19 protein-coding genes and 1 riboswitch are annotated in these 23,035 nt (G+C 73.5%); of the genes, 6 read left to right on the top strand and 13 right to left on the bottom strand.

Features of this window, described 5'->3' with window-relative positions; translation table 11 throughout:
* Window positions 1-38 precede the first annotated feature (38 nt).
* The 4 genes from ACN9M0_RS29205 to ACN9M0_RS29190 all read left to right on the top strand — a co-directional run bounded on the left by ACN9M0_RS29205 (window position 39) and on the right by ACN9M0_RS29190 (window position 6,988).
* Window positions 39-1,994 carry an amino acid transporter gene (locus ACN9M0_RS29205; RefSeq protein ID WP_366039416.1) on the top strand — a complete coding sequence of 652 codons (1,956 nt, stop codon included), beginning with the start codon at window positions 39-41 and terminating at the stop codon, window positions 1,992-1,994.
* Window positions 1,995-2,172: 178 nt separating this feature from the next.
* Complete coding sequence (locus tag ACN9M0_RS29200; protein WP_426404459.1) at window positions 2,173-6,324, top strand: molybdopterin-dependent oxidoreductase; 4,152 nt, start codon at window positions 2,173-2,175, stop codon at window positions 6,322-6,324.
* Window positions 6,325-6,425: 101 nt separating this feature from the next.
* Entirely contained in the window at window positions 6,426-6,641 is a 216-nt protein-coding gene (locus tag ACN9M0_RS29195) for a low temperature requirement protein A (protein WP_426404458.1), read from the top strand.
* On the top strand, window positions 6,617-6,988 hold the full coding sequence (locus ACN9M0_RS29190) for a low temperature requirement protein A (RefSeq protein WP_426404457.1): 372 nt from the start codon (window positions 6,617-6,619) through the stop codon (window positions 6,986-6,988). The genes ACN9M0_RS29195 and ACN9M0_RS29190 overlap by 25 nt, the downstream gene beginning before the upstream one ends.
* 6 nt (window positions 6,989-6,994) lie before the next feature.
* Here ACN9M0_RS29190 and ACN9M0_RS29185 read toward each other — a convergent pair whose 3' ends face one another.
* From ACN9M0_RS29185 to ACN9M0_RS29175, 3 genes are all read right to left on the bottom strand, one after another.
* Window positions 6,995-7,381, bottom strand: coding sequence for a VOC family protein (locus tag ACN9M0_RS29185; RefSeq protein ID WP_366039413.1), 387 nt, complete (start codon window positions 7,379-7,381; stop codon window positions 6,995-6,997).
* A gap of 131 nt (window positions 7,382-7,512) precedes the next feature.
* The gene (locus tag ACN9M0_RS29180; protein ID WP_366039411.1) at window positions 7,513-8,757 is read right to left on the bottom strand and encodes a serine hydrolase domain-containing protein; all 1,245 of its coding nucleotides are present in this window, start codon (window positions 8,755-8,757) and stop codon (window positions 7,513-7,515) included.
* Between the two features lie 135 nt (window positions 8,758-8,892).
* On the bottom strand, window positions 8,893-10,392 hold the full coding sequence (locus ACN9M0_RS29175; protein ID WP_426404456.1) for an MFS transporter: 1,500 nt from the start codon (window positions 10,390-10,392) through the stop codon (window positions 8,893-8,895).
* Between the two features lie 139 nt (window positions 10,393-10,531).
* Between ACN9M0_RS29175 and ACN9M0_RS29170 the strand changes: the two genes are divergently transcribed.
* Window positions 10,532-11,257, top strand: coding sequence for a TetR/AcrR family transcriptional regulator C-terminal domain-containing protein (locus ACN9M0_RS29170; protein ID WP_366039408.1), 726 nt, complete (start codon window positions 10,532-10,534; stop codon window positions 11,255-11,257).
* Here ACN9M0_RS29170 and ACN9M0_RS29165 read toward each other — a convergent pair.
* From ACN9M0_RS29165 to ACN9M0_RS29135, 7 genes are all read right to left on the bottom strand, one after another.
* Window positions 11,187-12,575: an MFS transporter gene (locus ACN9M0_RS29165; RefSeq protein ID WP_366039407.1), complete on the bottom strand. Its 1,389-nt coding sequence runs from the start codon at window positions 12,573-12,575 to the stop codon at window positions 11,187-11,189. The genes ACN9M0_RS29170 and ACN9M0_RS29165 overlap by 71 nt on opposite strands.
* Before the next feature lie 81 nt (window positions 12,576-12,656).
* The gene (locus tag ACN9M0_RS29160) at window positions 12,657-13,022 is read right to left on the bottom strand and encodes an ArsR/SmtB family transcription factor (RefSeq protein ID WP_366039406.1); all 366 of its coding nucleotides are present in this window, start codon (window positions 13,020-13,022) and stop codon (window positions 12,657-12,659) included.
* Window positions 13,001-13,816 (bottom strand): ABC transporter ATP-binding protein, encoded by an 816-nt coding sequence (locus tag ACN9M0_RS29155; RefSeq protein ID WP_426404455.1) that lies wholly within the window; start codon window positions 13,814-13,816, stop codon window positions 13,001-13,003. Before ACN9M0_RS29155 ends, ACN9M0_RS29160 begins: the two co-directional genes overlap by 22 nt.
* Complete coding sequence (locus ACN9M0_RS29150; RefSeq protein ID WP_399700347.1) at window positions 13,813-14,886, bottom strand: FecCD family ABC transporter permease; 1,074 nt, start codon at window positions 14,884-14,886, stop codon at window positions 13,813-13,815. The genes ACN9M0_RS29155 and ACN9M0_RS29150 overlap by 4 nt, the downstream gene beginning before the upstream one ends.
* Window positions 14,887-14,897: 11 nt before the next feature.
* On the bottom strand, window positions 14,898-15,974 hold the full coding sequence (locus ACN9M0_RS29145; protein WP_366039404.1) for an ABC transporter substrate-binding protein: 1,077 nt from the start codon (window positions 15,972-15,974) through the stop codon (window positions 14,898-14,900).
* A 66-nt stretch (window positions 15,975-16,040) separates the two neighbouring features.
* Window positions 16,041-16,247, bottom strand: a riboswitch (cobalamin riboswitch).
* 35 nt (window positions 16,248-16,282) lie between these two features.
* Complete coding sequence (locus tag ACN9M0_RS29140; protein ID WP_366039403.1) at window positions 16,283-16,489, bottom strand: cold-shock protein; 207 nt, start codon at window positions 16,487-16,489, stop codon at window positions 16,283-16,285.
* A gap of 221 nt (window positions 16,490-16,710) precedes the next feature.
* Window positions 16,711-17,307 (bottom strand): TetR family transcriptional regulator, encoded by a 597-nt coding sequence (locus ACN9M0_RS29135; RefSeq protein ID WP_426404454.1) that lies wholly within the window; start codon window positions 17,305-17,307, stop codon window positions 16,711-16,713.
* 115 nt (window positions 17,308-17,422) lie between these two features.
* Between ACN9M0_RS29135 and ACN9M0_RS29130 the strand changes: the two genes are divergently transcribed.
* Window positions 17,423-18,595, top strand: coding sequence for an alkane 1-monooxygenase (locus tag ACN9M0_RS29130; RefSeq protein ID WP_426404453.1), 1,173 nt, complete (start codon window positions 17,423-17,425; stop codon window positions 18,593-18,595).
* A 3-nt stretch (window positions 18,596-18,598) separates the two neighbouring features.
* Here the strand turns inward: ACN9M0_RS29130 and ACN9M0_RS29125 are convergent, their stop codons facing one another.
* The 3 genes from ACN9M0_RS29125 to ACN9M0_RS29115 are packed head-to-tail and all read right to left on the bottom strand — an operon-like array spanning window position 18,599 to window position 23,026.
* Window positions 18,599-20,260: an amidohydrolase gene (locus ACN9M0_RS29125; RefSeq protein ID WP_426404452.1), complete on the bottom strand. Its 1,662-nt coding sequence runs from the start codon at window positions 20,258-20,260 to the stop codon at window positions 18,599-18,601.
* Window positions 20,253-21,755: an amidohydrolase gene (locus ACN9M0_RS29120; RefSeq protein WP_426404451.1), complete on the bottom strand. Its 1,503-nt coding sequence runs from the start codon at window positions 21,753-21,755 to the stop codon at window positions 20,253-20,255. The genes ACN9M0_RS29125 and ACN9M0_RS29120 overlap by 8 nt, the downstream gene beginning before the upstream one ends.
* A complete protein-coding gene (locus tag ACN9M0_RS29115) occupies window positions 21,752-23,026 on the bottom strand; it encodes an MFS transporter (RefSeq protein ID WP_426404450.1) in 1,275 nt (424 codons plus the stop codon). Before ACN9M0_RS29115 ends, ACN9M0_RS29120 begins: the two co-directional genes overlap by 4 nt.
* Window positions 23,027-23,035: the final 9 nt, after the last annotated feature.

The raw sequence follows: 23,035 nt of genomic DNA, 5'->3' as shown, positions 1-23,035 counted from the left end.
CGACCACTCGTCGACACACCAGCACCCAGGGACACCCGATGGCCACCACGAAGGACGCCCGCACCGGACGATTGCGCGCGTGGATGCTGGAGGGCCTCTCCGACATGGGGAAGGGCAAGCCCTCCCGGCCCGTGGAAGCGGCGCCGGACGCCGGCCACAAGGGGCAGCGCTGGTGGCGGGTGATGTGCCTGACCGGTGTCGACTACTTCTCGACCCTCGGCTATCAGCCCGGCATCGCCGCCCTGGCCGCCGGGCTCCTCTCCCCCGTCGCGACGATCGTCCTGGTGATCGTGACGCTGGCGGGCGCGCTGCCCGTCTACCGGCGGGTGGCGGAGGAGAGCCCGCACGGCGAGGGCTCGATCGCGATGCTGTCGCGGCTGCTGTCCTTCTGGAAGGGCAAGCTCTTCGTCCTGACGCTGCTGGGCTTCGCCGCGACCGACTTCCTCATCACCATCACCCTGTCGGCGGCCGACGCCTCCACCCACCTGGTGGAGAACCCGCACCTGGAGTCGGCCCTGCAGGACAAGCAGGTCCTGATCACGATGATCCTCATCGCGCTGCTCGGCGCGGTGTTCCTCAAGGGCTTCCTGGAGGCGATCGGGGTCGCCGTCGCGCTCGTCGGCGTCTATCTCGCGCTCAACGTGGTCGTCGTGATCACCGGCCTGTGGCACGTCCTCACCGAGGGCCACGTCGTCACGGACTGGACGGCCGCCCTCACCGCCGAGCACGGGAACGTGTTCGCGATGGTCGGCGTGGCGCTGCTCGTCTTCCCGAAGCTGGCGCTGGGCCTGTCCGGCTTCGAGACCGGTGTGGCGGTCATGCCGCACGTCCAGGGCGACCCGGACGACACCGAGAAGAAGCCGACCGGCCGGATCCGCGACACGAAGAAGCTGCTGACCACGGCCGCGCTCGTCATGAGCGTGTTCCTCATCTTCACCAGCTTCATCACCACGGTCCTCATCCCGCAGAAGGAGTTCGAGTCCGGCGGCCAGGCGAACGGCCGCGCGCTCGCCTACCTCGCCCACGAGTACCTCGGCAACACCTTCGGCACCGTCTACGACGTCTCGACGATCGCGATCCTCTGGTTCGCGGGCGCCTCCGCCATGGCCGGCCTGCTCAACCTGATGCCCCGATACCTGCCGAAGTACGGCATGGCACCCCACTGGGCCCGCGCCGTGCGCCCGATGGTCATCGTCTTCACCCTGGTCGCCTTCCTCGTCACCTGGATCTTCGACGCCGACGTCGACGCCCAGGGCGGCGCCTACGCCACCGGTGTCCTCGTCCTGATCTGCTCCGCGGCCATCGCCGTGACGATCGTCGCGCGCAAGGCCGGGCAGAAGGGCTGGACGATCGGCTTCGCCGTCATCTCCGCCGTCTTCCTCTACACCACCGTCGTCAACGTCATCGAGCGCCCCGACGGCGTGAAGATCGGCGCCTGCTTCATCGCCGGCATCATCCTCATCTCGCTGCTCTCCCGGCTCGGCCGCGCCTTCGAGCTGCGCGTCACCCACATCGACCTCGACGAGATGGCCCAGCGGTTCATCCAGGACATCTCCCGCCGCACGCCGCGCTTCATCGCGAACGAACCGGACAAGCGGGACATCGCCGAGTACCGCGACAAGATCGAGCAGATCCGCGCCGACAACGACCTGCCGACCACCGAGGACTTCGTCTTCATCGAGGTCACCGTCACCGACCCGTCCGAGTTCGAGGCCGGTCTGACCGTCCGCGGCGAGGTCCTCCACGACCGCTACCGCGTCCTCACCGTCGAGTCCTCCTCCGTCCCCAACGCCCTCGCGGCCCTGCTGCTCCACTCCCGCGACCTCACCGGCACCCGCCCGCACATCTACTTCGAGTGGACCGAGGGCAACCCCTTCGCCAACTTCTTCCGCTTCTTCCTCCTCGGCCAGGGCGAGGTCGCCCCCGTCACCCGCGAGGTCCTGCGCGAGGCGGAGTCCGACCGGGAGCTCCGCCCCCGCGTCCACGTCGGCTGAGCCCCGGCCGCGATCTCACACGCCGGCGGGCCGGTGCGTGCGGGGGGTGTAACCCCCGGGGCTCCTGAGGTGTGACGGGCCGAAATTCGATCTTCCTACGGTGCTGGTCGTGGGACCGTTCCGCCCGGGGCGGCACGGCCCCGGCTCTGGACGGTACGTGCCGTGAGGTGGGATTTCGGTGGGATCAGGCTCGAACACCGACGGGAACGACGGCAGCGTCCGCACCGTCTGCTCCTACTGCGGGGTCGGCTGCGGAATCGTCCTGGACGTGCGGCGGGACCCCGCCACCGGGCGCCGCCGCGCCGTGAAGGCCTCCGGGGACAAGGCGCACCCCGCCAACGCCGGACGCCTGTGCACCAAGGGGGCGACCAGCGCGGACATGCTGGCGGCGCCCGGGCGGGCGGCGAAGGCGCTGGTCCGTCCGGAGCGGGGCGCGCAGCCGGTCGAGACGGACGTGGACGAGGCGATCGGGTCGGTCGCCGCCCGGCTGAAGGCGGTCCTGGAGGAGCACGGGCCGGACGCGCTGGCCTTCTACGTGTCGGGGCAGATGTCCCTGGAGGCGCAGTACCTGGCGAACAAACTGGCCAAGGGTTTCGTCCGCACCAGCCGGATCGAGTCGAACTCCCGGCTCTGCATGGCCTCCGCCGGGTCCGGCTACAAGCTGTCGCTCGGCGCGGACGGGCCGCCCGGCTCGTACCAGGACCTCGACCACGCGGACGTGTTCTTCGTGATCGGCGCCAACATGGCGGACTGCCACCCGATCCTGTTCCTGCGCATGATGGACCGGGTCAAGGCCGGCGCCAAGCTGATCGTCGTCGACCCGCGCCGCAGCGCCACCGCCGACAGGGCGGACCTCCACCTGCCGATCAGGCCCGGCACCGACCTGGCCCTGCTCAACGGCCTGCTGCACCTGCTCGTCGAGAACGGCCACACCGACGAGGAGTTCATCGCCGAGTTCACGGAGGGCTGGGAGCAGATGCCCGGCCTCCTCGCCGACCACCCTCCCCACCGGGTCGCGGAGATCACCGGTCTCGCCGAGGAGGACATCCGGCGGGCCGCCCGGTGGATCGGCGAGGCCGGAGCGTGGACGAGCTGCTGGACCATGGGCCTGAACCAGTCCACCCACGGCACCTGGAACACCAACGCCCTGGTGAACCTGCACCTCGCCACCGGCGCGATCTGCCGCCCCGGTGCCGGCCCCTTCTCGCTGACCGGCCAGCCCAACGCCATGGGCGGCCGCGAGATGGGCTACATGGGGCCCGGTCTGCCCGGCCAGCGCTCGGTGCTCGTCGCCGAGGAACGCGCCTTCGTCGAGCGGCTGTGGGACATCCCCGAGGGCTCCCTGCGCACCGAGGCCGGCAGCGGCACCATCGAGATGTTCGAGCGGATGGCCGCGGGCGACATCAAGGCCTGCTGGATCATCTGCACCAACCCCGTCGCCTCCGTCGCCAACCGGAAGACCGTCATCGCCGGCCTGGAGGCCGCCGAACTCGTCGTCACCCAGGACGTGTTCGCCGAGACCGAGACCAACGCGTACGCCGACGTCGTCCTTCCGGCGACGCTGTGGGCGGAGTCCGACGGCGTGATGGTGAACTCCGAGCGGAACCTCACCCTCGTCCAGGGGGTCGTCGACCCGCCCGGGCAGGCGCTGCCCGACTGGGAGCTGATCGCCCGGGTCGCCCGCGCCATGGGATTCGCCGACGCCTTCGCGTACTCCTGCGCCGAGGAGGTCTTCGAGGAGCTCAAGCAGGCGTGGAACCCGGCGACCGGCTGGGACCTGCGCGGTGTCACGTACGAACGGCTGCGCGCCACCCCGGTCCAGTGGCCGGCCCCGGACGCCGACGGCCCCGACCGCAACCCGATCCGCTATCTCAACGACGGCGTCAGCCGGACCCTCCTGGAGCGCGCGGACGGCACCCGCCCCCGGCTGGCCTTCCCGACCGCGAGCGGGCGCGCCCGGTTCTTCGCCCGCCCGCACCTGCCGGCGGCCGAACTCCCCGACGACGACTATCCGTTCGTCCTGAACACGGGCCGCCTCCAGCACCAGTGGCACACCATGACGAAGACCGGCAAGGTCGAGAAGCTCGCCAGGCTCCACCCGGGCCCGTTCGTCGAGATCCACCCCGAGGACGCCTGGGGCCTCGGGATCGCGGAGGGCGACCACGTGGAGATCGCCTCCCGCCGCGGGCGCGCCGTCCTGCCCGCGGTGGTCACCGACCGGGTGCTGCCGGGGACCTGCTTCGCGCCCTTCCACTGGAACGACCTGTTCGGCGAGTACGTCAGCATCAACGCCGTCACCCACGACGCCGTCGACCCCGTCTCCTTCCAGCCCGGCTTCAAGGCCTGTGCCGTCACCCTCACCAGGACGGCCGCGCCCGTGACGGCCGAAGCGCCTGAGGCCGCGGGCACGAGGGCGGAGCCCGCGTCCGTGGCCGCAACACCCTTTGCCGCGGACCCCGTTGCGGCGCTGGCCTCGCTGCTCGGGATCGACGACCTGGCCCCCGTACCGCTCGCCGCACCGGAGCGCCGCTATCTCGCGGGCTTCCTCTCGGGGCTCGCCCTCGCCCCGCCCGACGGGCGCGTCCCGGTGCTGCCGGCCGACGCGCCGTTCGCCCCGGACCCCGCCACGTGGGTCAACGGCGTGCTCGCCGGCATGTTCTCCCGTACGGCCGCGCCCGAACCCGTATTCGAGTCCCCTGAGGAACCGGCGGCGGACCCGGCCGCGCCCGCCCGCCGGCTGCTGATCCTGTGGGCCTCGCAGACCGGTACCGCCGAGGAGTTCGCCGTCACCGCCGCCGCGCGTCTGACCGCCGCCGGCCGCGTCCCCGAGTTGCTGCCCATGACGGACCTCACCCCGGCCCGGCTCGCCCCCGGCACCGATCTGCTCGTCGTCACCAGCACCTTCGGCGACGGGGACGCCCCCGACAACGGCGCCGGTTTCTGGGAGGCGTTGTCCGCCCCGGACGCCGCGTCCCTGGAGGGCGTCCGGTACGCCGTGCTGGCCTTCGGCGACACCTCGTACGACGACTTCTGCGGCCACGGCCGGCGCGTCGACGAACGGCTCGCCGCGCTCGGCGGCACCCGCCTCGTCCCGCGTACGGACTGCGAGCCCGACTTCGAGGAGGCGGCCGAGCAGTGGCTCGGCCAGGTCGTCACGGCCCTGGGCGCGGCCGGGGAACGGCGGACCGCCGCCCCCGTACGACCGAGCACCCCCACCAAGGCATCGCCCTTCGCGACCCTCCTCGTCGGCAACAGGCTGCTGAGCCTGCCCGGTTCGCAGAAGGAGGTGCGGGAGTTCGCCTTCGACACCCGTGACGGCGAACTCGCCTACGAGGCCGGTGACGCCCTCGGCGTGTGGCCGGTCAACGGCGCCGCGCTCGTGGCCGAATGGCTGGCCCTCACCGGCCTCGACCCCGCCGGACCCGTGAACCTCGGGGACGGGTCGCCGCTCCCCTTCGAGGAGGCCCTGCGCACCCGCCTGGACATCTCCCGCATCACCACCGAGCTGCTGCGGTTCCTGGCGACGCGCACCGGCAGCCACGAGCTGAAGCGGCTGCTGCGCCCCGACAACAAGGAGGCGCTGGCGAAGTGGAGCTGGGGCCGGCAGGCGGCCGACGTCGTCGCCGCGTTCCCCGTCCGGGCCTCCGCCGAGGAGTGGGCCGCCGCCCTCGGGCGTCTGCGGCCCCGCCTGTACTCGATCTCCTCCAGCCCCCTCGCGCACCCCGGCGAGGTGCGGCTCACCGTCTCCGTCGTCCGGTACACGAACGACCTCGGCCGGGACCGCAGGGGCGTGTGCTCGACCTATCTGGCCGACTGCGCCGACGACGGCCCGGTGCAGGTCTTCGTCCGGCGCTCGCCCGGCTTCCGCCCGCCCGCCGACCCCTCGACGCCCATGATCATGGTCGGTCCCGGCACCGGCGTGGCCCCGTTCATCGGCTTCCTCCAGGACCGTCTCGCCCGCGGCCACACGGCTCCCAACTGGCTCTTCTTCGGCGAGCAGCGCGAGGCCACGGACTTCTACCACCGCCGGGAGCTGGAGGCGTACCGGGAGTCCGGTCACCTCGACCGTCTCGACCTGGCCTTCTCGCGCGACCAGCGGAACAAGGTGTACGTCCAGGACCGGATGCGGGAGAACGGCGCCCGCCTGTGGCAGTGGCTCCGGGACGGCGCCCACTTCTACGTGTGCGGCGACGCGGAGCGCATGGCCAAGGACGTCGACCGGGCCCTCAGGGACGTGGTCGCCGCCCACGGCGGCATGGAGGCCGACGAGGCCGCCGCCTACGTCCGGCGGCTCGCCGCGGACAAGCGGTACGTCCGGGACGTGTACTGACGGAGGCGGGGCCGCCGGTCCCGGTCTCCCGTGTTACGCGCGGGCGGCGGGCGGGCACACATGCGGTTCCCGTCCGTCGCCGAGGTGGAGGATTCCCCGACATGAGCGTGCCCGAGTCGCCGAGGTCCCGGGGGGAGGGCTTCCGCCGGGAGGTGTCGCCGCTGGAGCTGTTCTACGACCTCGTCTTCGTCTTCGCGGTCTCGCAGCTCTCCCACCACCTCCTGGAGCACCTCACCTGGCGCGGCGCGGCGAGGACGTCCTCACGGCCTTCCTGGAGCTCACCGACGACCCGGTGCGGTCCGTCCGGCTCGGCGTGAACAGCGCCTATCTCGTCCTCGCCGCCCTGGTCGCCCTCGCGGTGGGCAGCGAGCTCGCGATCGCCCACCCGCTGGGCGACGGCTCCGCCACCCTGGCCCTGCTCCTCTTCGGCGGGCCGGCGCTCTATCTCGCCACCACGGCCTGGTTCTACCGCGCGACCACCGGCGGGGCGTGGGCCGAGCGGCTGCTCGGCTGCGCGGCCCTCGCCGCCGGGGGCGTCGCCGCCGTCTGGCTGCCGCCGCTCGCCTCCGTCGCCCTCCTGGACGTCGTCCTCGTCGCGTCCGTCACCGTCCTCGTCCGCGCCCACCGGAACCTGACCCGCGCGCTGCGGGGGGCGGCGGCGTAGGGGGACTCAGGGCAGCTGGACGATCTGGATGAGGTTGCCGCAGGTGTCGTCGAGGACCGCGATGGTGACCGGGCCGGCCTCGGTCGGCTCCTGCGCGAAGCGGACCCCGAGGGCGCTCAGGCGCTCGTGCTCCGCGCGGACGTCCTCCACGGCGAAGGAGGTGACCGGGATGCCGTCCGCCCGCAGCGCCTTCGTGTACGACCTGGCGGCGGGGTGCGCGTCGGGCTCCAGGAGCAGTTCGGTGCCGTCGGGGGCCTCGGGCGAGACGACGGTCAGCCAGCGGTAGTCGCCGAGGGGGACCTCGGTCTTCTTCACGAAGCCCAGTTTCTCGGTGTAGAAGCGGAGGGCCTTGTCCTGGTCGTCGACGAAGACGCTGGTGACGTGGATCCTCATGACGTTTCCTCCGGTGGGACGGGCAGGTGCGTGGCGCGGGCGGGCGTGCCGTCGGGGCCGGTGCCCCGCGGTGACCCCCGGTGCCGTCGGACGACGGTACCGGGGCATCCGGTGGCACGCCCGGCGAAGGGTCAGGTGATCGCGAGCGGGTCGTTCGGGGCGAGCGCGGCCGCGATGCGCTCGGCGACCACCTCGGCCGTGTTGCCTTCGGGCGTGTCCGGGGTCTTCGTCGAGGAGACCGCGATGGCGAGCCGCTCGGAGGGGAGGTACGCCTGGATCGCCGCGTACCCGGAGAACGACGGGTTCTGCAGCACCCAGCCGTTGATGACGATGACGCCGAGGCCGAAGTGCTTGGCCTCGGTCTGCTTCAGGCAGACCGTGGCGGGGCAGTGGGCGGTCGCGCCGCCGAGGCCGACCGTGCCCGGGTTCAGGAGGGTGCGGTAGGAGCGGTACGAGAGGAGTTCGCCGCTGCCGATCGCCCGCGCGGACGTGGCGAGGTCGCAGATGTGGGTGGTGATGACCGCGCCGGGCGCGGTGGTCCACGAGGGGTTCCAGAAGGTGGACTCCTCGTAGAAGCCGCGCTCCGAGGTGAAGGCGTGCAGGACCGGGCGCGGGATGTCGGGGGTGAAGTTGTTCTGCGTGTCGCGCAGGCGGAGGGGGCCGGTGACCCGCTCCTCCACGAGCCGGTCGATGCGGGTGCCGGTGATCTTCTCCAGCGCGGCGACGAGGAGGACGTAGTTGGCGTGGGAGTAGCTCCAGCTGGTCCCCGGCTCGTACCAGAAGGAGTGCTTGAGGGGGTAGGCGACGAGCTGGGCCGGGGTCCACTGGCGGAAGGGGTGTGCCTCCAGCTCGGCGAGGAAGGCCGGGTCGGTGACGTAGTCGTGGAGTCCCGTGGTGTTGGTGGCCAGCATCCGCAGGGTGATCCGGTCCGCCTTGGGCAGGTCGGGCAGCCACCGCTCCACGGTGTCGTCGAGGTCGACCCTGCCCTCCTCGACGAGCTGGAGGAGGGCCGTGGCGATGTGGGCGAAGGCCACGGAGCCGGCCCGGAAGTGCATGTCCGGCTCGGCGGGGACGCCGGTCATGGACTCGCCCAGGGCGTCGGTGACGACCTCGTGTCCGTCGACGGTGACCCGTAGCTCGACGGACTTGAGCTTGAGGTCGCTCTTGGCCTTGCGGGCGATGTCGAGGATCCGGCGGGCCTTGCCGTCGAGGGGCCGCTCGGTCCGCACGCAGTCCCGCCCGTGGTGACCGGGGCCGCCCGGGCCCTGGGGGCGCGAGGCGAGTGCCGGGGCGGCGGCGGTCTGGACGGTGAGGGCGAGGAGGGCGGCGCAGAGCAGCGCTCTGCGGGTCCGGGTCCGTGTGGGGGTGGGTGTCATGCCCCGCACTATGTCGGGACGAACCGTCATGATCCGGTCGAACACTCCACAGTCGGGACGAGAGACATCCATGTGGGGCAGACGGAAGAGCCGGCACCCTGGGGCACCGGCTCTTCCGCGGGAGTACGCGGGCCGTCAGGCGGCGAGCCCCTCCCGCTGCGTCTCGTCGGCGGCGGGTGCCGGCTTGACGTCCCGCATGACCAGGGTGGCGAGGGCGGCCGCCGCGAGGACCCCGATGGCGCTGATCGTGAAGGTGGTGGACATCGAGGAGGTGAAGGCGTCCCGGGCGGCGGCGACCAGTCCGGGGTCGCCCTGGGCGGCGGCCAGCGCGCCGCCGATGGACTGCTTCGCCTGCTCGGGGGCGTCGGCCGGCATCTCGCGGGAGAAGGTGCTGGTGAGGAGCGAGCCGAGGATGGCGATGCCGAGCGCGGTACCGGCCTGCTGGATGGTGTCGTTGAGGGCGGAGCCGACGCCGGCCTTCTCCTCGGGGATGGTGCTCATCAGCGCGCCGACCGCGGCCGGCATGGCGAGCCCGGCGCCGAGGCCGAGGAGCCCGAGGGCGATGGCGGGGACGGTGAAGCCGGAGTGCGCGTCGACGGTGGTGAGCAGGGCGAAGGAGGCGGCCATGACGAGCATGCCGGCGAGGATGAGGATCCGGTTGCCGATCTTGGCGGCGAGCCCGGCTCCGGCGCCGTTGCCGATGAGGGCGGCGACGGCGAGCGGCACGAAGGCGAGGCCGGCCTTGACGGGCGAGTAGCCGAGGACGAACTGCAGGTACTGGGTGAGGACGAGGAGCAGTCCGCCGTTGCCGATCTGCACGAGGGTCAGCGAGAGCGAGCCGCCGCTGAAGTTGCGGTGCTTGAAGAGGACCAGCGGCACCATCGGCTCGGGGGTGACGTTCTCCCAGATCACGAAGCCGACGAGGGTGACGACCGCGACCGCGAGGGTGATCAGCGAGCGGCCCTCGAAGGCGCCGTGCTGCGGGATCTCGATGATCCACCAGATCAGCGCGGTCATGCCGACGGCGGAGAGGATCGCGCCGAGCGGGTCGGGCTTCTGCCAGGGGCCCTTCGACTCGGGCATGAGGGTGAGCGCGGCGAGGACGGCGAGGGCGACGACCGGGACGTTGATGAAGAAGATCGAGTGCCAGGAGAAGTGGTCGATCAGGACGCCGCCGAGGACCGGGCTGCCGACCAGGCCGAGCATGGACACGGAGCCCCAGGCGGCCATGGCGCGGGGTCGCTCGTCCTCGTCGAAGACGGTGATGAGGATGGAGAGGGTCGAGGGCATGATCAGCGCGCCGCCGACGCCCATGGTGATCCGGGCGGCGATGACCTCGCCGGGTGTGGTGCAGACCGTGGCGGCGAGTGAGGCCGCGCCGAAGAGCAGCAGGCCGGTGACCATGACCTTCCGGCGGCCGAAGCGGTCACCGAGGCTTCCCGAGGTCAGCAGGAGTCCCGCGAAGACCAGGATGTAGGAGTCCAGGATCCACTGGATGTCCTGGGCGCTCGCCCCGATGTCCCCCGTCATGGACGGGACGGCGACGGTGAGGGCCATGCTGTCGACGACCAGGACCAGGGTGCTGAGGCACAGCACGACCAGGATCCACCAGCGGCGTGGGTTGCGGGTGTCCATCGGGAGTTCCCCCTCGGGTTTCGTTCGCGCCCTCTTGGAGCGCCCTTCGATGCGAACACTGTACGCAGCTGCGCACACTGTTCGCAACCCAGGAGACCTGTACGCTGGATGCGAACGCCGTACGCAGTGAAGGAGGACCATGGCCGCCAAGGCGAACCCCGTCCCGTCCGTGTGGGCCCGCGAGCAGTCCGCCCCCGATCAGCCCGCGCTCAGCCGGGCCGCGATCGTCCGCGAGGCCGTCGTCATGCTCGACGCCGACGGCATCGAGGCGCTCAGCATGCGCAAGCTCGGCGCGCGGCTGAACGCCGGCGCGACCTCCCTCTACCGCCATGTCGCCACCAAGGACGAGCTGATGGAGCTCGCCGTGGACGAGGTCGCCGCCGAGATCGCCGTCCCGCCCGCGGGCAGCCCCTGGCGGGCCGCCGCCACCGAGGCCGCCGGGTCCTTCCGCGCGACGGCCCTGCGTCACCCCTGGCTCTCGTCGACCCTCGGCCAGGCGGGCCTCGCCTACCTGGGTCCCAACCTGATGTCGTACTCGGAGCGGCTCGCCGCCCTGTTCTCGGCGGCCGGGTTCCCCGAGCCGAGCCGAGCGATCGACACCCTCCTGTCGTACGTCATCGGCATGAGCACCACGGAGGCCGCCTGGCTCACCACGGTCGCCCGCTCCGGCGAGACCGAGGCCGGGTTCATCGCCCGCCTCATGCCCGCCGCCCAGCAGGCGGCGTCCGGCCACGACCACCTGGCCGAGGCGTACGCCGACGCCGCCACGCACGCGGCGGTCGACCCGGTCGCCATCAGGGACGCCAAGTTCGCCTACGGGCTGGACGTGGTCCTGGACGGTCTGGAGATGCGGCTCCCCCGCTAGGGGGTGTCTTGTCGATGCGGAACGGGTGCGCGTGGTGCGCACCGGACCCGGCCAGGTGCGGGTGACCGGCCGGGAGTCCGGGGTGGACGTGGTCGAGCTCGGCCGGGTCCTCGCGGGGCCAGAGGAGCGCCGCGCCCACGGCCCCGAGGAGGGCGAGGGCGGCGAGCACGGCCGCCGAGGCGGCGGGTCCCGCCCACGCGGCGAGCCCGCCGGCGAGCGGGTAGGCGAGCAGCCAGCAGGCGTGCGAGAGGGAGAACCGGGCGGCGAAGGCGGCCGGCAGGTCGCCGCTGCCGACCGAGCGGCGCACCACCCTGCCGCCGGGGGTGAGGACCGCCGAACCGGCCGCGCCGGCGAGCAGCCAGACCGCGAGGAGCGCGGGCCAGGACCAGGCGCCGGGGGCGGCGGCGAGGCCGAGGGCGAGGAGGGCGAGGGCCCCGGGCAGGACGAAGGCCGCCCGCACCATGACGGCCCGGTCGTCCGCCCGCCTCAGGACGCGCGGCAGCAGCAGCGCCACGGCCATGGACCCCGCCCCGTAGGCCCCGAGCGCGAGCGGGACGTCCCCGGCGGGGCGGCCGAGGGTGTCGCGGACGAGGAGCACGGTGTCGACGAGGACGACGGCCCCGGCCGCCGCGACGGCGAGGTCGAGCGCGAGGAGGGCGCGCAGGCGCGGGGTGGCGAGGAGGAGCCGGATGCCGAAGGCCACCTTGGCGTACAGACGCTCCCCGGCTCCCTCCGTCCCGGTGTCGGGCGGTGCGGGCAGGGTGGTCGTCCGGACGAGGAGGGCCGAGGCGAGGAATCCGGCGGCGGTGCCGGTGAAGAGCCAGGAGTACGGGACGACGGTGAGCAGCGCGGCGGCGAGCACGGGGCTGACCAGGCTCTCCAGGTCGTAGGCGAGCCGGGAGAGCGAGAGGGCCTCGGTGTAGTCGCGCTCCTCGGGCAGCACCTGCGGGATCGTCGCCTGGAAGGCGGGGGTGAAGGCGGCGGAGGCGGCCTGGAGCAGGAGGATCAGGACGTACACCTGCCACACCTGCGTCACGAACGGCAGGGCGAGCGCGACGGTCGCCCGCGCCAGGTCCATCGAGACGAGCAGCGTCCGCCGGGGCACGCGGTCGGCGAGCGCGCCGGCGAGCGGGGCGATCCCCACGTACGCGGCCATCTTGAGGGCGAGGGCGGTGCCGAGCACGGCGGCGGCGTCCGCCCCGGCCAGGTCGTACGCGAGGAGGCTGAGCGCCACGGTCGCGAGGCCGGCGCCCGCGAGGGCGACGACCTGCGCGCCGAGGAGACGGCGGTAGGTGCGGTTGCGCAGCACGGACAGCATGAGGGCGCCCCCGGTCGGCCACGGCGGACGGCTGAGACCTCCACCGTAGCCGACGCGTGCACGAGTGCGCACATGTTCACGTCAGTCGTGCCAGGGCTCTCCGGTCACCTGGTGGTCGGCGCGGCTGATCGCCTCGACGACCAGGCGCTTCAGGTGCCCGTCCGGCATCGCGTACACGACCCGGCGCCCGTCCTTGCGGGTCGTGACGAGCCCGCCGAGGCGCAGCTTGGCGAGGTGCTGGCTGACGGCGGGACGCGCGGCGCCGCACGCCTCGGTCAGGGCGCTCACGTCGGCCTCGCCCCGGGTGAGCAGCCACAGCAGATGGAGCCGGGTGGGGTCGGAGAGCAGCCCGAACACCTCGGCCGCCGCCGCGAGTTCACGCGCTCCCGGGGTCCGCTCGTGCGGGCGGGCGGCGGCAGCGGGGTCTACGGACTCGGGCGTGGACATGGGCCCACCGTACCCAGGAAGCGGATGTGCGGGCGCCCCTCGGGCCCGGGTTGGGTCACGGCGCTGCGGACCCGGTAGACCTCGGCGATGAGCTCCTCGGTGAGGACCTCGTCCGGGGTGCCGCTCGCGACCACCCGGCCCCGGGCGAGGACCACGAGCCGGTCGCAGTGCATCGCCGCGAGGTTGAGGTCGTGCAGGGCGACGACGGCGGTGAGGCGGAGGTCCGCGACGAGGGCGAGGAGGTCGAGCTGGTGCTGGATGTCGAGGTGGTTGGTGGGTTCGTCGAGGAGGAGTTCGCGCGGTTCCTGGGCGAGGGCGCGGGCGATCTGCACGCGCTGGCGTTCGCCGCCGGAGAGGGTCCGCCAGGGCTGCCGGGCGCGTTCGGTGAGCCCGGTCCGTTCGAGGGCGGTGCGGACGGCGGTCTCGTCGGCCGCCGACGGCGGCGTCCAGGCCCTGCGGTGCGGGATACGGCCGAGGCGTACGACGTCGGCGACGGTCAGGTCGGTCTGGGTGTCGGCCTGCTGCTCGACCGTGGCGAGGCGCCGGGCGACCGTGCGGCGGCCGAGCCCGGCCAGCGGGTCGCCGTCGAGGGTGACGACTCCGGCGTCGGGGGCGAGGACGCCGGCGAGCAGGCTCAGGAGGGTGGACTTGCCCGAACCGTTGGGCCCGAGCAGCCCGGTGACGGTGCCGGGAGCGAGGGTGAGGCTGACCCCGTCGAGGACGAGGGTGCCGCCGGCCGTGCGCGAGACCCGCTCGGCGCGAAGCCCTGCGCCCGCGTGGGCGCTCGCGCTCATCGGCTGCTCCTGGTGCGGTACAGGACGAGGACGAAGGCCGGTACGCCGATCAGCGAGGTCACCACGCCCACCGGCACCTCCTGCGGGTCGAGGACCGTACGGGCGAGCGTGTCGGCCCAGACGAGGAACACCGCCCCGGCCAGCGCGGTGACCGGCAGGAGGCGGGCGTGCCCGGGGCCGGCGAGGGCACGGGCGGCGTGCGGCAGGACGAGGCCGACGAAGCCGATCGCGCCGGCGGCGGAGACCAGGGCGGCCGTCAGGAGGGCGGTGACGCACAGCAGGACGAGCCGGGTCCGCGCGACGGCGACGCCGAGGGCGGCGGCGGCCTCCTCCCCGAAGGCGAAGGCGTCGAGGGTCCTCGCGTGTCCGCCGCAGACCAGCAGCGCCGCCGCGAGGACGGCGAGGCACACCCACACGTCGCTCCAGCCGGCCCCGGCGAGCGAGCCGAGGAGCCAGAAGAGCACGCCCCGGGTGGTCTCCGCGTCGGCGGCGGTCATCACGACGAAGGAGGTGAGGGCGGAGAAGAGCTGCATCGCGGCGACGCCCGCGAGCACCACCCGGTCCGTCGAGCCGCCGAGCGTGTGGCTGAGCAGCAGGACGAGCGCGAAGGAGACCACCGCTCCCAGGAACGCCCCGCCGGTGACGGAGAGGACTCCTCCGCCGACGCCGAGGACGACGACCGCGACGGCGCCGGTCGAGGCGCCGGAGGAGACGCCGAGGACGAAGGGGTCGGCGAGCGGGTTGCGCAGGAGCGACTGCATCACCGCCCCGCAGACGGCGAGTCCGGCGCCGCAGACGGCGGCGAGGACGGTGCGGGGCAGCCGCAGGTCCCAGACGATCCCGTCGCGGATCGGGGAGAGTGCGGAGACGCCGCCGCCGAGGTGGGCGGCGACCACGGAGCCGACCTCGCCGACGCCGATGTCCGCCGGGCCGATGGTGATGGCGACGGCCGCCGACAGGACGAGGAGGGCGAGGCCGGCGGCCGTCCACAGCAGCGCCGTGGCACCGGCGCGTACCGGCGTGGCCGCGGACGAAGGCGTGGGCGTAGGCGGCGCGGGCGTGGGCGTCAGAGAGGTCGTGCTCACTTCGCGAGACCGTACGAGCGGAGCGCGGCCGCCACCTTCTCGACGCCCTCGACGGTGCGGAGGGTGGGGTTCATGGCCTGGCCGCTGAGCAGGACGTACCGCTTGTGCCGCACCGCCGTCATGTTCCGGGTGACGGGGTCGGACTCCAGGAACTCGATCTTCTTGGCGGCGCTCTCGGCCGACTGCGCGCGGCGGCTCAGGTCGCCGATCACGAGGACGTCGGGGTCGCGGTCGGCGACGGTCTCCCAGTTGACCTGGGGCCATTCCTCGCGCGTGTCGTCGAAGACGTTCTTCGCGCCGAGCGCGTTCGTGACGATGCCGGGGGCTCCGCAACAGCCCGCCATGTAGGGCGCCTTGGCGTCGGAGTACCAGTAGAGGACGGTGGCGTCGGTGAAGTCGGCCGCCGCCGTGGCCCTCGCCACCCGGGCCTTGAGCCCGGCGACGAGCTTCTCGCCCCGCTCGGGGACCGCGAACACCCGGGCCAGGTCGCGGATCTCGCCGTAGACCGTCTCCATGGTGAGCGGGCGGGTGCGGACGCCGTCGCCGTCGCCGCTGTTGTCCTTCCCGACGCAGTCGGTGGGCGACAGGTAGGTGGGGACGCCGAGCTGCTCGAAGCGCTCGCGGGGAGCCACGCCGCCCTTGCCGAGGGTGTACGCGAACGAGGCGGCCGCGAAGTCGGGTTCGGTGTCGAGGACCTTCTCGAAGGAGGGGTAGCGGTCGGCCAGGCGCGGCACCTTCGCGTTCTCCTTCTCCAGGCCCTTCAGGACCGGGTCCGTCCAGGTGGCGGTGCCCACCATGCGGTCGGCGAGGCCGAGGGAGAGCATGATCTCCGCCGCTCCCTGGTCGAGGGCGACGGCCCGGCGCGGGGCGCGGTCGACGCGGACCGGCCGTCCGCAGTTGTCGTCGAGGGTCACGGGGTGGCCGCGCTCCGGGGACCCGGCCGCGTCCCGCGCGGACGCGTCCTTCCCGGACGGCCGGGCGGATCCGCCGCCGCAGCCGGTCAGCGTCGCGGTGAGGAGCAGGACGCCGGCCAGGGAGAGCACGGCGGAGCGGACGGGGTGTGCGAGCGGCACGGGGACTTCCTCTGCGGCCACGGCTCATACGCGGAGCCTGTCGTACGGTGCTCCCCGGGCAGCGGCGTGCCGCCGGGGCCGCCAGCAGGTCTTCGGACTCGGGGTCAGCCGGACGGAGCGCCTTCCCGGGCCCGTCGTGCCGCCCAGTGGCCGATGCTCCGCCCGTCGCCCTCACCGCTGCGCGTCAGTTCCGGTCTTCCACCGGATTCCCTGACCCGTGCACGTACCCGTTCAGGTGCGTACAAAGGTGCGACTGGCCTCGGCACAGTACCACCGGCCGATCTTCGTGCCGGGGGCCCCGGCCGGTGTCAGAGGCGCAGCTCCTTGGCCTCGAAGCGGCCGTCGCCGAGGACCAGGACGAAGGAGACCTGCTGCCCCTCGGAGACCGTGCGGTCCGCGCCCTCGATGTCCTCGGCGCTGAAGTACACCTGCTCCTCGGAGCCCACGGGGACGACGAAGCCGTACCCGCCGAGACGGTTGAAGGACTGCACGAACCCTTTGCTTCTGCCTTCCACGGCGGCCTCCTCGTCGTCACGGCGACGCGGGCGAGGGTGTCCGGGCCGGGGCGCCCGAGTCCGCGTCTCAGGGGAGATGTACCCCGTCGGTCCGTGCTTCGCCACCGCCGTCGTGTGCGCCGTTCACCCCGACGATCTCGTACAATGTTCAACAGAGGCCCGCTGCCGGATATCCCCCGTGTCCGTCAGCGGGCCTCGTCTACCCTCCGGGCCCCCACGGATCAGGCGCGGCCGCCCGGGTACGCGATCCGCGCCGTGATCCTGGCGATGCGCCGCGCGGACTCCTCCGGCGGGGCCACGGGCTGGACGATGTGGCTGACGGTGAGCCGCACGATCGTCTCGACGGCGAGTCCGCGGGACTCCTCGTCGACGTCGGGCCAGGCCTCGATCGCGTACGCGTCGAGCATCGCCATCGCGGTGCCGAAGACCGGCTCCGGGCGGGTCGTGAGGTAGGCGAGGAGATCGTCCTCGCCGCCGCGCGCCGCGAGCAGGACGCTCTTGATGAGGGGGTTGTCCACGGCCTGCTGGAGCGTGTAGCCGACGCCCGCCACGGCCGCCGCCTCCAGCTCTCCCCGGTGGGAGTCGAGTTCGCGCTGGATGCCGACCAGGAAGCCCTCCAGCTCGCGCTGGATCAGGGCGTTGCCGATGGCCTCCTTCGAGCCGAACTCGTTGTAGAGCGTCTGGCGACTGATGCCAGCGGCCCGCGCGATGGCGGTCATGCGCAGCACGCCCCAGCCGTCGGCGGCCACGAGCCGGTAGGCGGCGTCGAGCACCTGCTCACGCAGGAGGGACCGAACACTCTCGCGAAAACGTGTCATCGTGCCCCCACTTTATCCACCGGGCACTGTCCAGAGGATTGACGCTCAAGGGGCTTTCCGTCTATCAACTGGACAGAACGCATGTGAAGTGTCCACCCTCTCCGAGGAGCCGGCCTTGGCCCTGCACAGCGACTCCCCCGAAGCCCCCGCCGCCTGGCGCGACCCCAAGCGCTGGCTCTGGCTGCTCGGCCTGCTCATCCCGGCCTTCCCCTTCCTCTCCTGGGGACTGGTGAACGCCACCGGACTCCGCCTCTTCTGGTGGACCGGGATCCTCGTCCTGTACGCGATCTTCCCGGTCGTCGACCACCTCATCGGCAAGGACTCCGCCAACCCGCCGGACAGCGCGATCGCCCACCTCGAACAGGACCGCTACTACCGCTGGTGCACCTACCTCTACCTCCCCCTCCAGTACGGCGGTCTCGTCCTCGGCTGCTGGCTGATCACCCGGGGCGACCTCTCCCTCGTGGACAGGATCGGACTGACCTTCACCCTCGGCGGGGTCGCCGGCATCGCCATCAACACCGCCCACGAACTGGGGCACAAGACGGAGTCCCTGGAGCGCTGGCTCTCCCGGATCGCGCTCGCCCAGACCTGGTACGGCCACTTCTACGTCGAGCACAACCACGGCCACCACATCCGCGTCGCCACCCCCGAGGACCCGGCGAGCGCCCGGCTCGGCGAGAGCTTCTGGCGCTTCCTGCCCCGGACCGTCCTCGGCAGCCTCACCTCGGCCTGGCGCCTGGAGAAGCGCCGGCTCGCCCGCCGCGGCCGGTCCGTGTGGAGCCCGCGCAACACGGTCCTCGGCTCCTGGGCGCTGTCGCTCGCGCTCTTCGCGGGGCTCGCGCTCGCCTTCGGCCCGGGGGTCCTGCCGTACCTCGCGGTCCAGGCGGTCTTCGGCTTCTGTCTGCTCGAAGTCATCAACTACACCGAGCACTACGGCCTCAAGCGGGAGCTCACCGCGAGCGGGCGGTACGAGCGCTGCGCCCCGCGCCACAGCTGGAACAGCGACAACGTCGCCTCGAACGTCTTCCTCTACCACCTCCAGCGGCACAGCGACCACCACGCCCACCCCACCCGGCGCTACCAGTCGCTGCGCCACTTCGACGAGGCCCCCGAGATGCCGACGGGGTACGCGGGGATGATCGTCCTCGCGTACGTCCCCCCGCTCTGGCGCCGGGTCATGGACCCCCGGGTCCTCGCCCACTACGACGGGGACGTGACCCGCGCGAACCTCCAGCCGTCCCGCCGGGCCCGTCTGCTCGCCCGGTACGGGACCGCGAGCGGGTGAGCGTCAGCCGCCCCAGGTGGGCCGGCCGCCCAGGTACGTCGCCGTGACCCGCGCCTCCTCCGGGAGCTGTGCGGCCGGGACGGTGTACGGGTCGCGGGCGAGGACCGTGAGGTCGGCGCGCAGGCCCGGGCGCAGCGAGCCGGTCTCCCCGTCGAGGTGGAGCTGCCAGGCCGGGTGCGCGGTGACGGCGAGGAGCGCCTCGTCGAGGGTGAGGCGTTCCGCGGTGCCGTGGATCCGGCCGCTGGCCGGGGTGCGGCGGGTGAGGGCGGTCGCGACCGAGGCGAGCGGGTCGGTCGGGGAGCACATGCCGTCGTTGTGGAGCGAGACGCGGTGGCCCGCGTCCCAGGCGGAGCGGACGGCCATCCAGCGGTCGGCGACCTCGGGGCCGAAGAGGTCGTCCGCGAGGACGTCCCCCCACCAGCGCAGGTGGTCCATGAACAGGCTGACGGTGGCGCCGAGTCCGGCGGCCGCGCGGTACTGGGCGGGGGTGACCGCCCCGCAGTGCTCCATGCGGGGACGCAGGGCGCGGAAGGCCTCGGGGTCGGCGGCGGCCGCGCGGGTGTAGGCGGCGAGGACGGCGTCGAAGGTGACGTCGCCGTGGACGTGGCAGGCCACCGGATAGCCCTGGGCGGTGAACGCCGTGGCGAGTTCCGCGAGGTGGTCGGGGGTGTAGTTCATGGGGGCGTGGTCGCAGCGGCCCGGCCCCATCGCCCGGGTGGCGGGGCTGTCCAGATAGGGGAAGCTGGTCGCGACCGTGCCCTCCCAGGCCGTGCCGTCGGCCCACAGCTTCATGCCGGAGACGCCGAACAGCTCCTCGGCGGGGGCGTGTCCGGCGAAGCGGCGGCCGGGGTCGGCGGCGAGTTCGGGGGTGCCGATGAGGTACGAGCGGACGCGGACGGCGGCGCCGGGGCGCCGTGCCGCGGCGTGCAGCGCGGGCAGGAAGCGCGGTTCCGTGGCGAGGTCGGCGACGGTGGTGATGCCGACCCGGGCGTGCTCCGCGTACGACCAGTCGAGGGCGGCGGCCAGCCGGTCGGGCTTGAGCCGGTCCCCGGCGACCACCCAGAGGAGGGCTTCGACGGCCGCGCCTTCGTGCGCCTCGCCGGTGGGTTCGCCGCTCGCGTCGCGCAGGAACCGGGCGCCCGCCGGGTCGGGGGTGTCCCGGGTGATGCCGGCGGCGCGCAGGGCGGCCGAGTTGGCCCAGGCGGCGTGGCCGCTGTTCGCGACGACGACGAGGGGCGCGTCGGGTCGGAGCGCGTCGAGCGAGGCCCGGGTCGGCGGGGTCAGGTCGCGCTGGAGCAGCGGGTCGACGCCGTAGGCGCAGACGGGTTCGCCGGGCGCGGCGGCGGCCACGGCGGCGCGGATCCGGTCCATGGCCAGCGCGCCGGTGGGGACGGTGAAGGGCCGGACGTCGACGGCGGGCGGGGCGACGGCGAGGGCGAGCATGACGGGGTGGCCGTGGGCCTCGACGAAGCCGGGCAGCAGGGCGCGCCCGGCCAGGTCGACGACCTCGGTGGTACGGCCCCGCAGGCGCAGGACCTCGTCGCGCGAGCCGACGGCGGTGATGCGTCCGGCGCGGACCGCGAGGGCCTCGGCGCGGGGGCGGGCCGGGTCCATGGTGAGGACGGGGCCGCCGGTGAACACGAGCTCGGGCGGGGTGTCAGGCACCGGGGGTCTCCTTCGTCGGCGCCGGGGCGGCGGCCACCGTGGACGGGCCGGCAGCCGTCAGCCACGGGGCGGCGGCCGCGAGGAGGGCGGTCACGCCGAGGGGGATCGTCGGGCCGGGTACGGGGGCGAAGTGCGGGGAGTGGTTGGCGGGGACGGTGTCGGGGAGGCCGTTCTCCAGGAGGGAGTCGGGGTCGATGCCCGCGTACAGGGCGGGGTCGCCGCCGCCGAAGTGCCAGAAGACGGACGGGACGCCGAGCGCGGTCCCGAAGACGCCGAAGTCCTCGCTGCCGGTGACGGCCTGCTGGAGCGTGAAGACCCGCCCCTCGCCGAGGGCTTCGGCGAGCGCGGCCTGCACGACGGCCGTCGCCTCCGGCTCGTTCACGGTGACCGGGAAGGAGTTGATGGGGGCGATCTCGGGCTCCTTGGGGGCGCCCGAGGCGGCGGCCTCCGCGCGGACGATCCGCTCGACGGCGGCGAGGACCCGGTCGCGGACCGCCGGGGTGGTCGAGCGGATGTTGACCTTGAGCTCGGCGGTGTCCGGGATGATGTTCTCCTTCGTCCCGGCGTGCAGCGAGCCGACGGTCACGACCGCCGTCTGCGAGGCGCCGATCTCCCGGGAGACGACGGTCTGCAGCCGCATGACGACCGCGGCGGCCATCACCACGGGGTCCACGGCCGTCTCGGGCGTGGAGCCGTGCCCGCCGCGTCCGAAGAGGGTCACCCGGAGGCTGTCGGACGCGGCCATCACCGGTCCCGGTCGGGTGCCGAGGAAGCCGACGGGGGCCGGGGCGACGTGCTGGGCGAGGCAGACCTCGGCGCGCGGGAAGCGGTCGAGGAAGCCGTCCTCGATCATGGCGGGCGCGCCGCCGACCTCCTCGGCGGGCTGGAAGACGGCGACGACGGTGCCGTGCCAGGCGCCCCGGTGGGCGGCGAGCTGCCCGGTGGCGCCGAGCAGGCAGGTGACGTGCATGTCGTGCCCGCAGGCGTGCATGACGGGCACGTCGTGGCCGTCGGGGTCGGTGCCGGTCGCGGTGGAGGCGTACGGCAGTCCGGTCTCCTCCTTGACGGGGAGGGCGTCCATGTCGGCGCGGAGCAGCACGACGGGGCCGGGGCCGTTGGCGAGGACGCCGACGACGCCGGTGCGGCCGACGCCCTCGGTGACCTCCCAGCCCTGGGCGCGCAGCCGCTCGGCGACGACACCCGCGGTGCGGAACTCCTGGAACGACAGCTCGGGGTGGGCGTGCAGGTCCTCGTAGAGGGCGCGCAGTCCGGGCAGGCGGGCATCGAGTCCGGCGAGGAGCGGGGTGACGGAGGCGGCGGAGGCCCGCGGCGTGGATCCGGCGGCCGGCGGGATGGCGGCGGAGGCCCGCGGGGTGGATCCGGCGGCCGGCGGGATGGCGGCGGAGGCCCGCGGGGTGGATCCGGCGGCCGGCGGGGTGGCGGCGGAGGCCCGCGGTGTGGATCCGGTGGCCGGCGGGGTGGCGGCGGTGGTCATGCGGCGGGTTCCTTTGCGGTGCGGGAGGGGCGGGGCGCGCGGTCGGCGGCGGCGCGGAAGGCGTCGGCGTCCTGCGGGGTCAGGCAGGCCATGACGGCGGCGATCAGCGCGCCGAGGACGAGGAAGCCGAAGGCGACCCGGAAGGAGAAGGCGTCGGCGAGCGCGCCCATGACGGGCGGCGCGACCATGCCGGCGACCTGGCCGCCCAGGATGATGACGGCGCTGCCGACGCCCACGTACGCGGGGGTGAGCCCGGCGAGGGGGACGGCGAAGATCGGCATGTAGGCGAGGGAGGCGGAGAAGACGGCGACGGTGCCGAAGACGACGAAGCCGGTGAGGGAGGGCGTGTTCGCCATGAGGAGCAGGGCTACGGCGGCGACGGCCATGCCGGGGACGATGATCACGCGGTGCCGGCCGCCGAGGCGGTCGGAGATCCGCCCGCCGAGGACGGTGGCGACGGCGGCGCCGAGCGCGGGAACGGCGAGGAGGGCGCCGGCGGAGGTGAGGGAGACGCCGTGCTCCTCGCTGAGGTACGAGGGGACCCAGGTGTTGAGGCCCCAGATGATGGTGTTGTAGCCGAACATCATGAGGGCGAAGCGCCACAGGACGCCCTTGCGCAGGACGGCGCGCAGCTCCGGGCGAGGGGCCTCGGCGTCGTCCGTACGGGGCAGCGGGGCCGGGAGCCAGAGCCGTACCGCGAGGAGGACGAGGACGCCGAGGGCGGCGGTGGACCAGAAGGCCGAGCGCCAGCCGAAGGCGGCGACGAGCGGGGCGACGGCGAGGGGCGTGATGACGGCGGCGAGGGCGTTGGAGCTCATCACCGTGCCGTTGGCGCTGCTGCGTTCCTCGAGCCGGGTGCGTTCGAACAGGACCTTCATGGAGGCGGGCGGGAAGACGCCCTCGGCCGCGCCGAAGGCGAAGCGCAGGGCGAGGAGGACCGCGAAGGACCAGGCGAAGCCGGTGAGGGCGGTGAAGACCGACCAGGAGAGGAGCGCCCAGAGGGTCACCCGCCGGCCGCCGAACCGGTCGGCGAGCAGGCCGCCGGGGATCTGGCAGAGGGCGTAGGCGAGGAAGAAGGCGGAGACGACGAGGCCCTGCCGCGTGCGGTCGATGTCGAACTCGGCGCCGATGGACGGCAGGACGAGGTTGATCACGAGCCGGTCGGCGTAGTCGACCAGCCAGGCCGCGAAGAGCAGGACGACCGTGAGCCGGACGGTTCTGCGGTGCGCGGGCGGCGCCGCCGGGGACGCGGGATGGGTCGGAGCAGGCACGGTACTCCT

It is taken from the genome of Streptomyces sp. R-07 (assembly GCF_049913175.1).
GTDB lineage: Bacteria > Actinomycetota > Actinomycetes > Streptomycetales > Streptomycetaceae > Streptomyces.
Note: the sequence above shows the minus strand (reverse complement) of the source record. Positions and strands in the feature narration are given on the sequence as shown.

Coding starts and splice junctions, on each gene's coding strand:
- ACN9M0_RS29205 (WP_366039416.1), top strand. CDS start 39: ATGGCCACCACGAAGGACGCCCGCACCGGACGATTGCGCGCGTGGATG.
- ACN9M0_RS29195 (WP_426404458.1), top strand. CDS start 6,426: ATGAGCGTGCCCGAGTCGCCGAGGTCCCGGGGGGAGGGCTTCCGCCGG.
- ACN9M0_RS29185 (WP_366039413.1), bottom strand. CDS start 7,381: ATGAGGATCCACGTCACCAGCGTCTTCGTCGACGACCAGGACAAGGCC.
- ACN9M0_RS29180 (WP_366039411.1), bottom strand. CDS start 8,757: ATGACACCCACCCCCACACGGACCCGGACCCGCAGAGCGCTGCTCTGC.
- ACN9M0_RS29175 (WP_426404456.1), bottom strand. CDS start 10,392: ATGGACACCCGCAACCCACGCCGCTGGTGGATCCTGGTCGTGCTGTGC.
- ACN9M0_RS29170 (WP_366039408.1), top strand. CDS start 10,532: ATGGCCGCCAAGGCGAACCCCGTCCCGTCCGTGTGGGCCCGCGAGCAG.
- ACN9M0_RS29165 (WP_366039407.1), bottom strand. CDS start 12,575: ATGCTGTCCGTGCTGCGCAACCGCACCTACCGCCGTCTCCTCGGCGCG.
- ACN9M0_RS29160 (WP_366039406.1), bottom strand. CDS start 13,022: ATGTCCACGCCCGAGTCCGTAGACCCCGCTGCCGCCGCCCGCCCGCAC.
- ACN9M0_RS29155 (WP_426404455.1), bottom strand. CDS start 13,816: ATGAGCGCGAGCGCCCACGCGGGCGCAGGGCTTCGCGCCGAGCGGGTC.
- ACN9M0_RS29135 (WP_426404454.1), bottom strand. CDS start 17,307: ATGACACGTTTTCGCGAGAGTGTTCGGTCCCTCCTGCGTGAGCAGGTG.
- ACN9M0_RS29120 (WP_426404451.1), bottom strand. CDS start 21,755: ATGACCACCGCCGCCACCCCGCCGGCCACCGGATCCACACCGCGGGCC.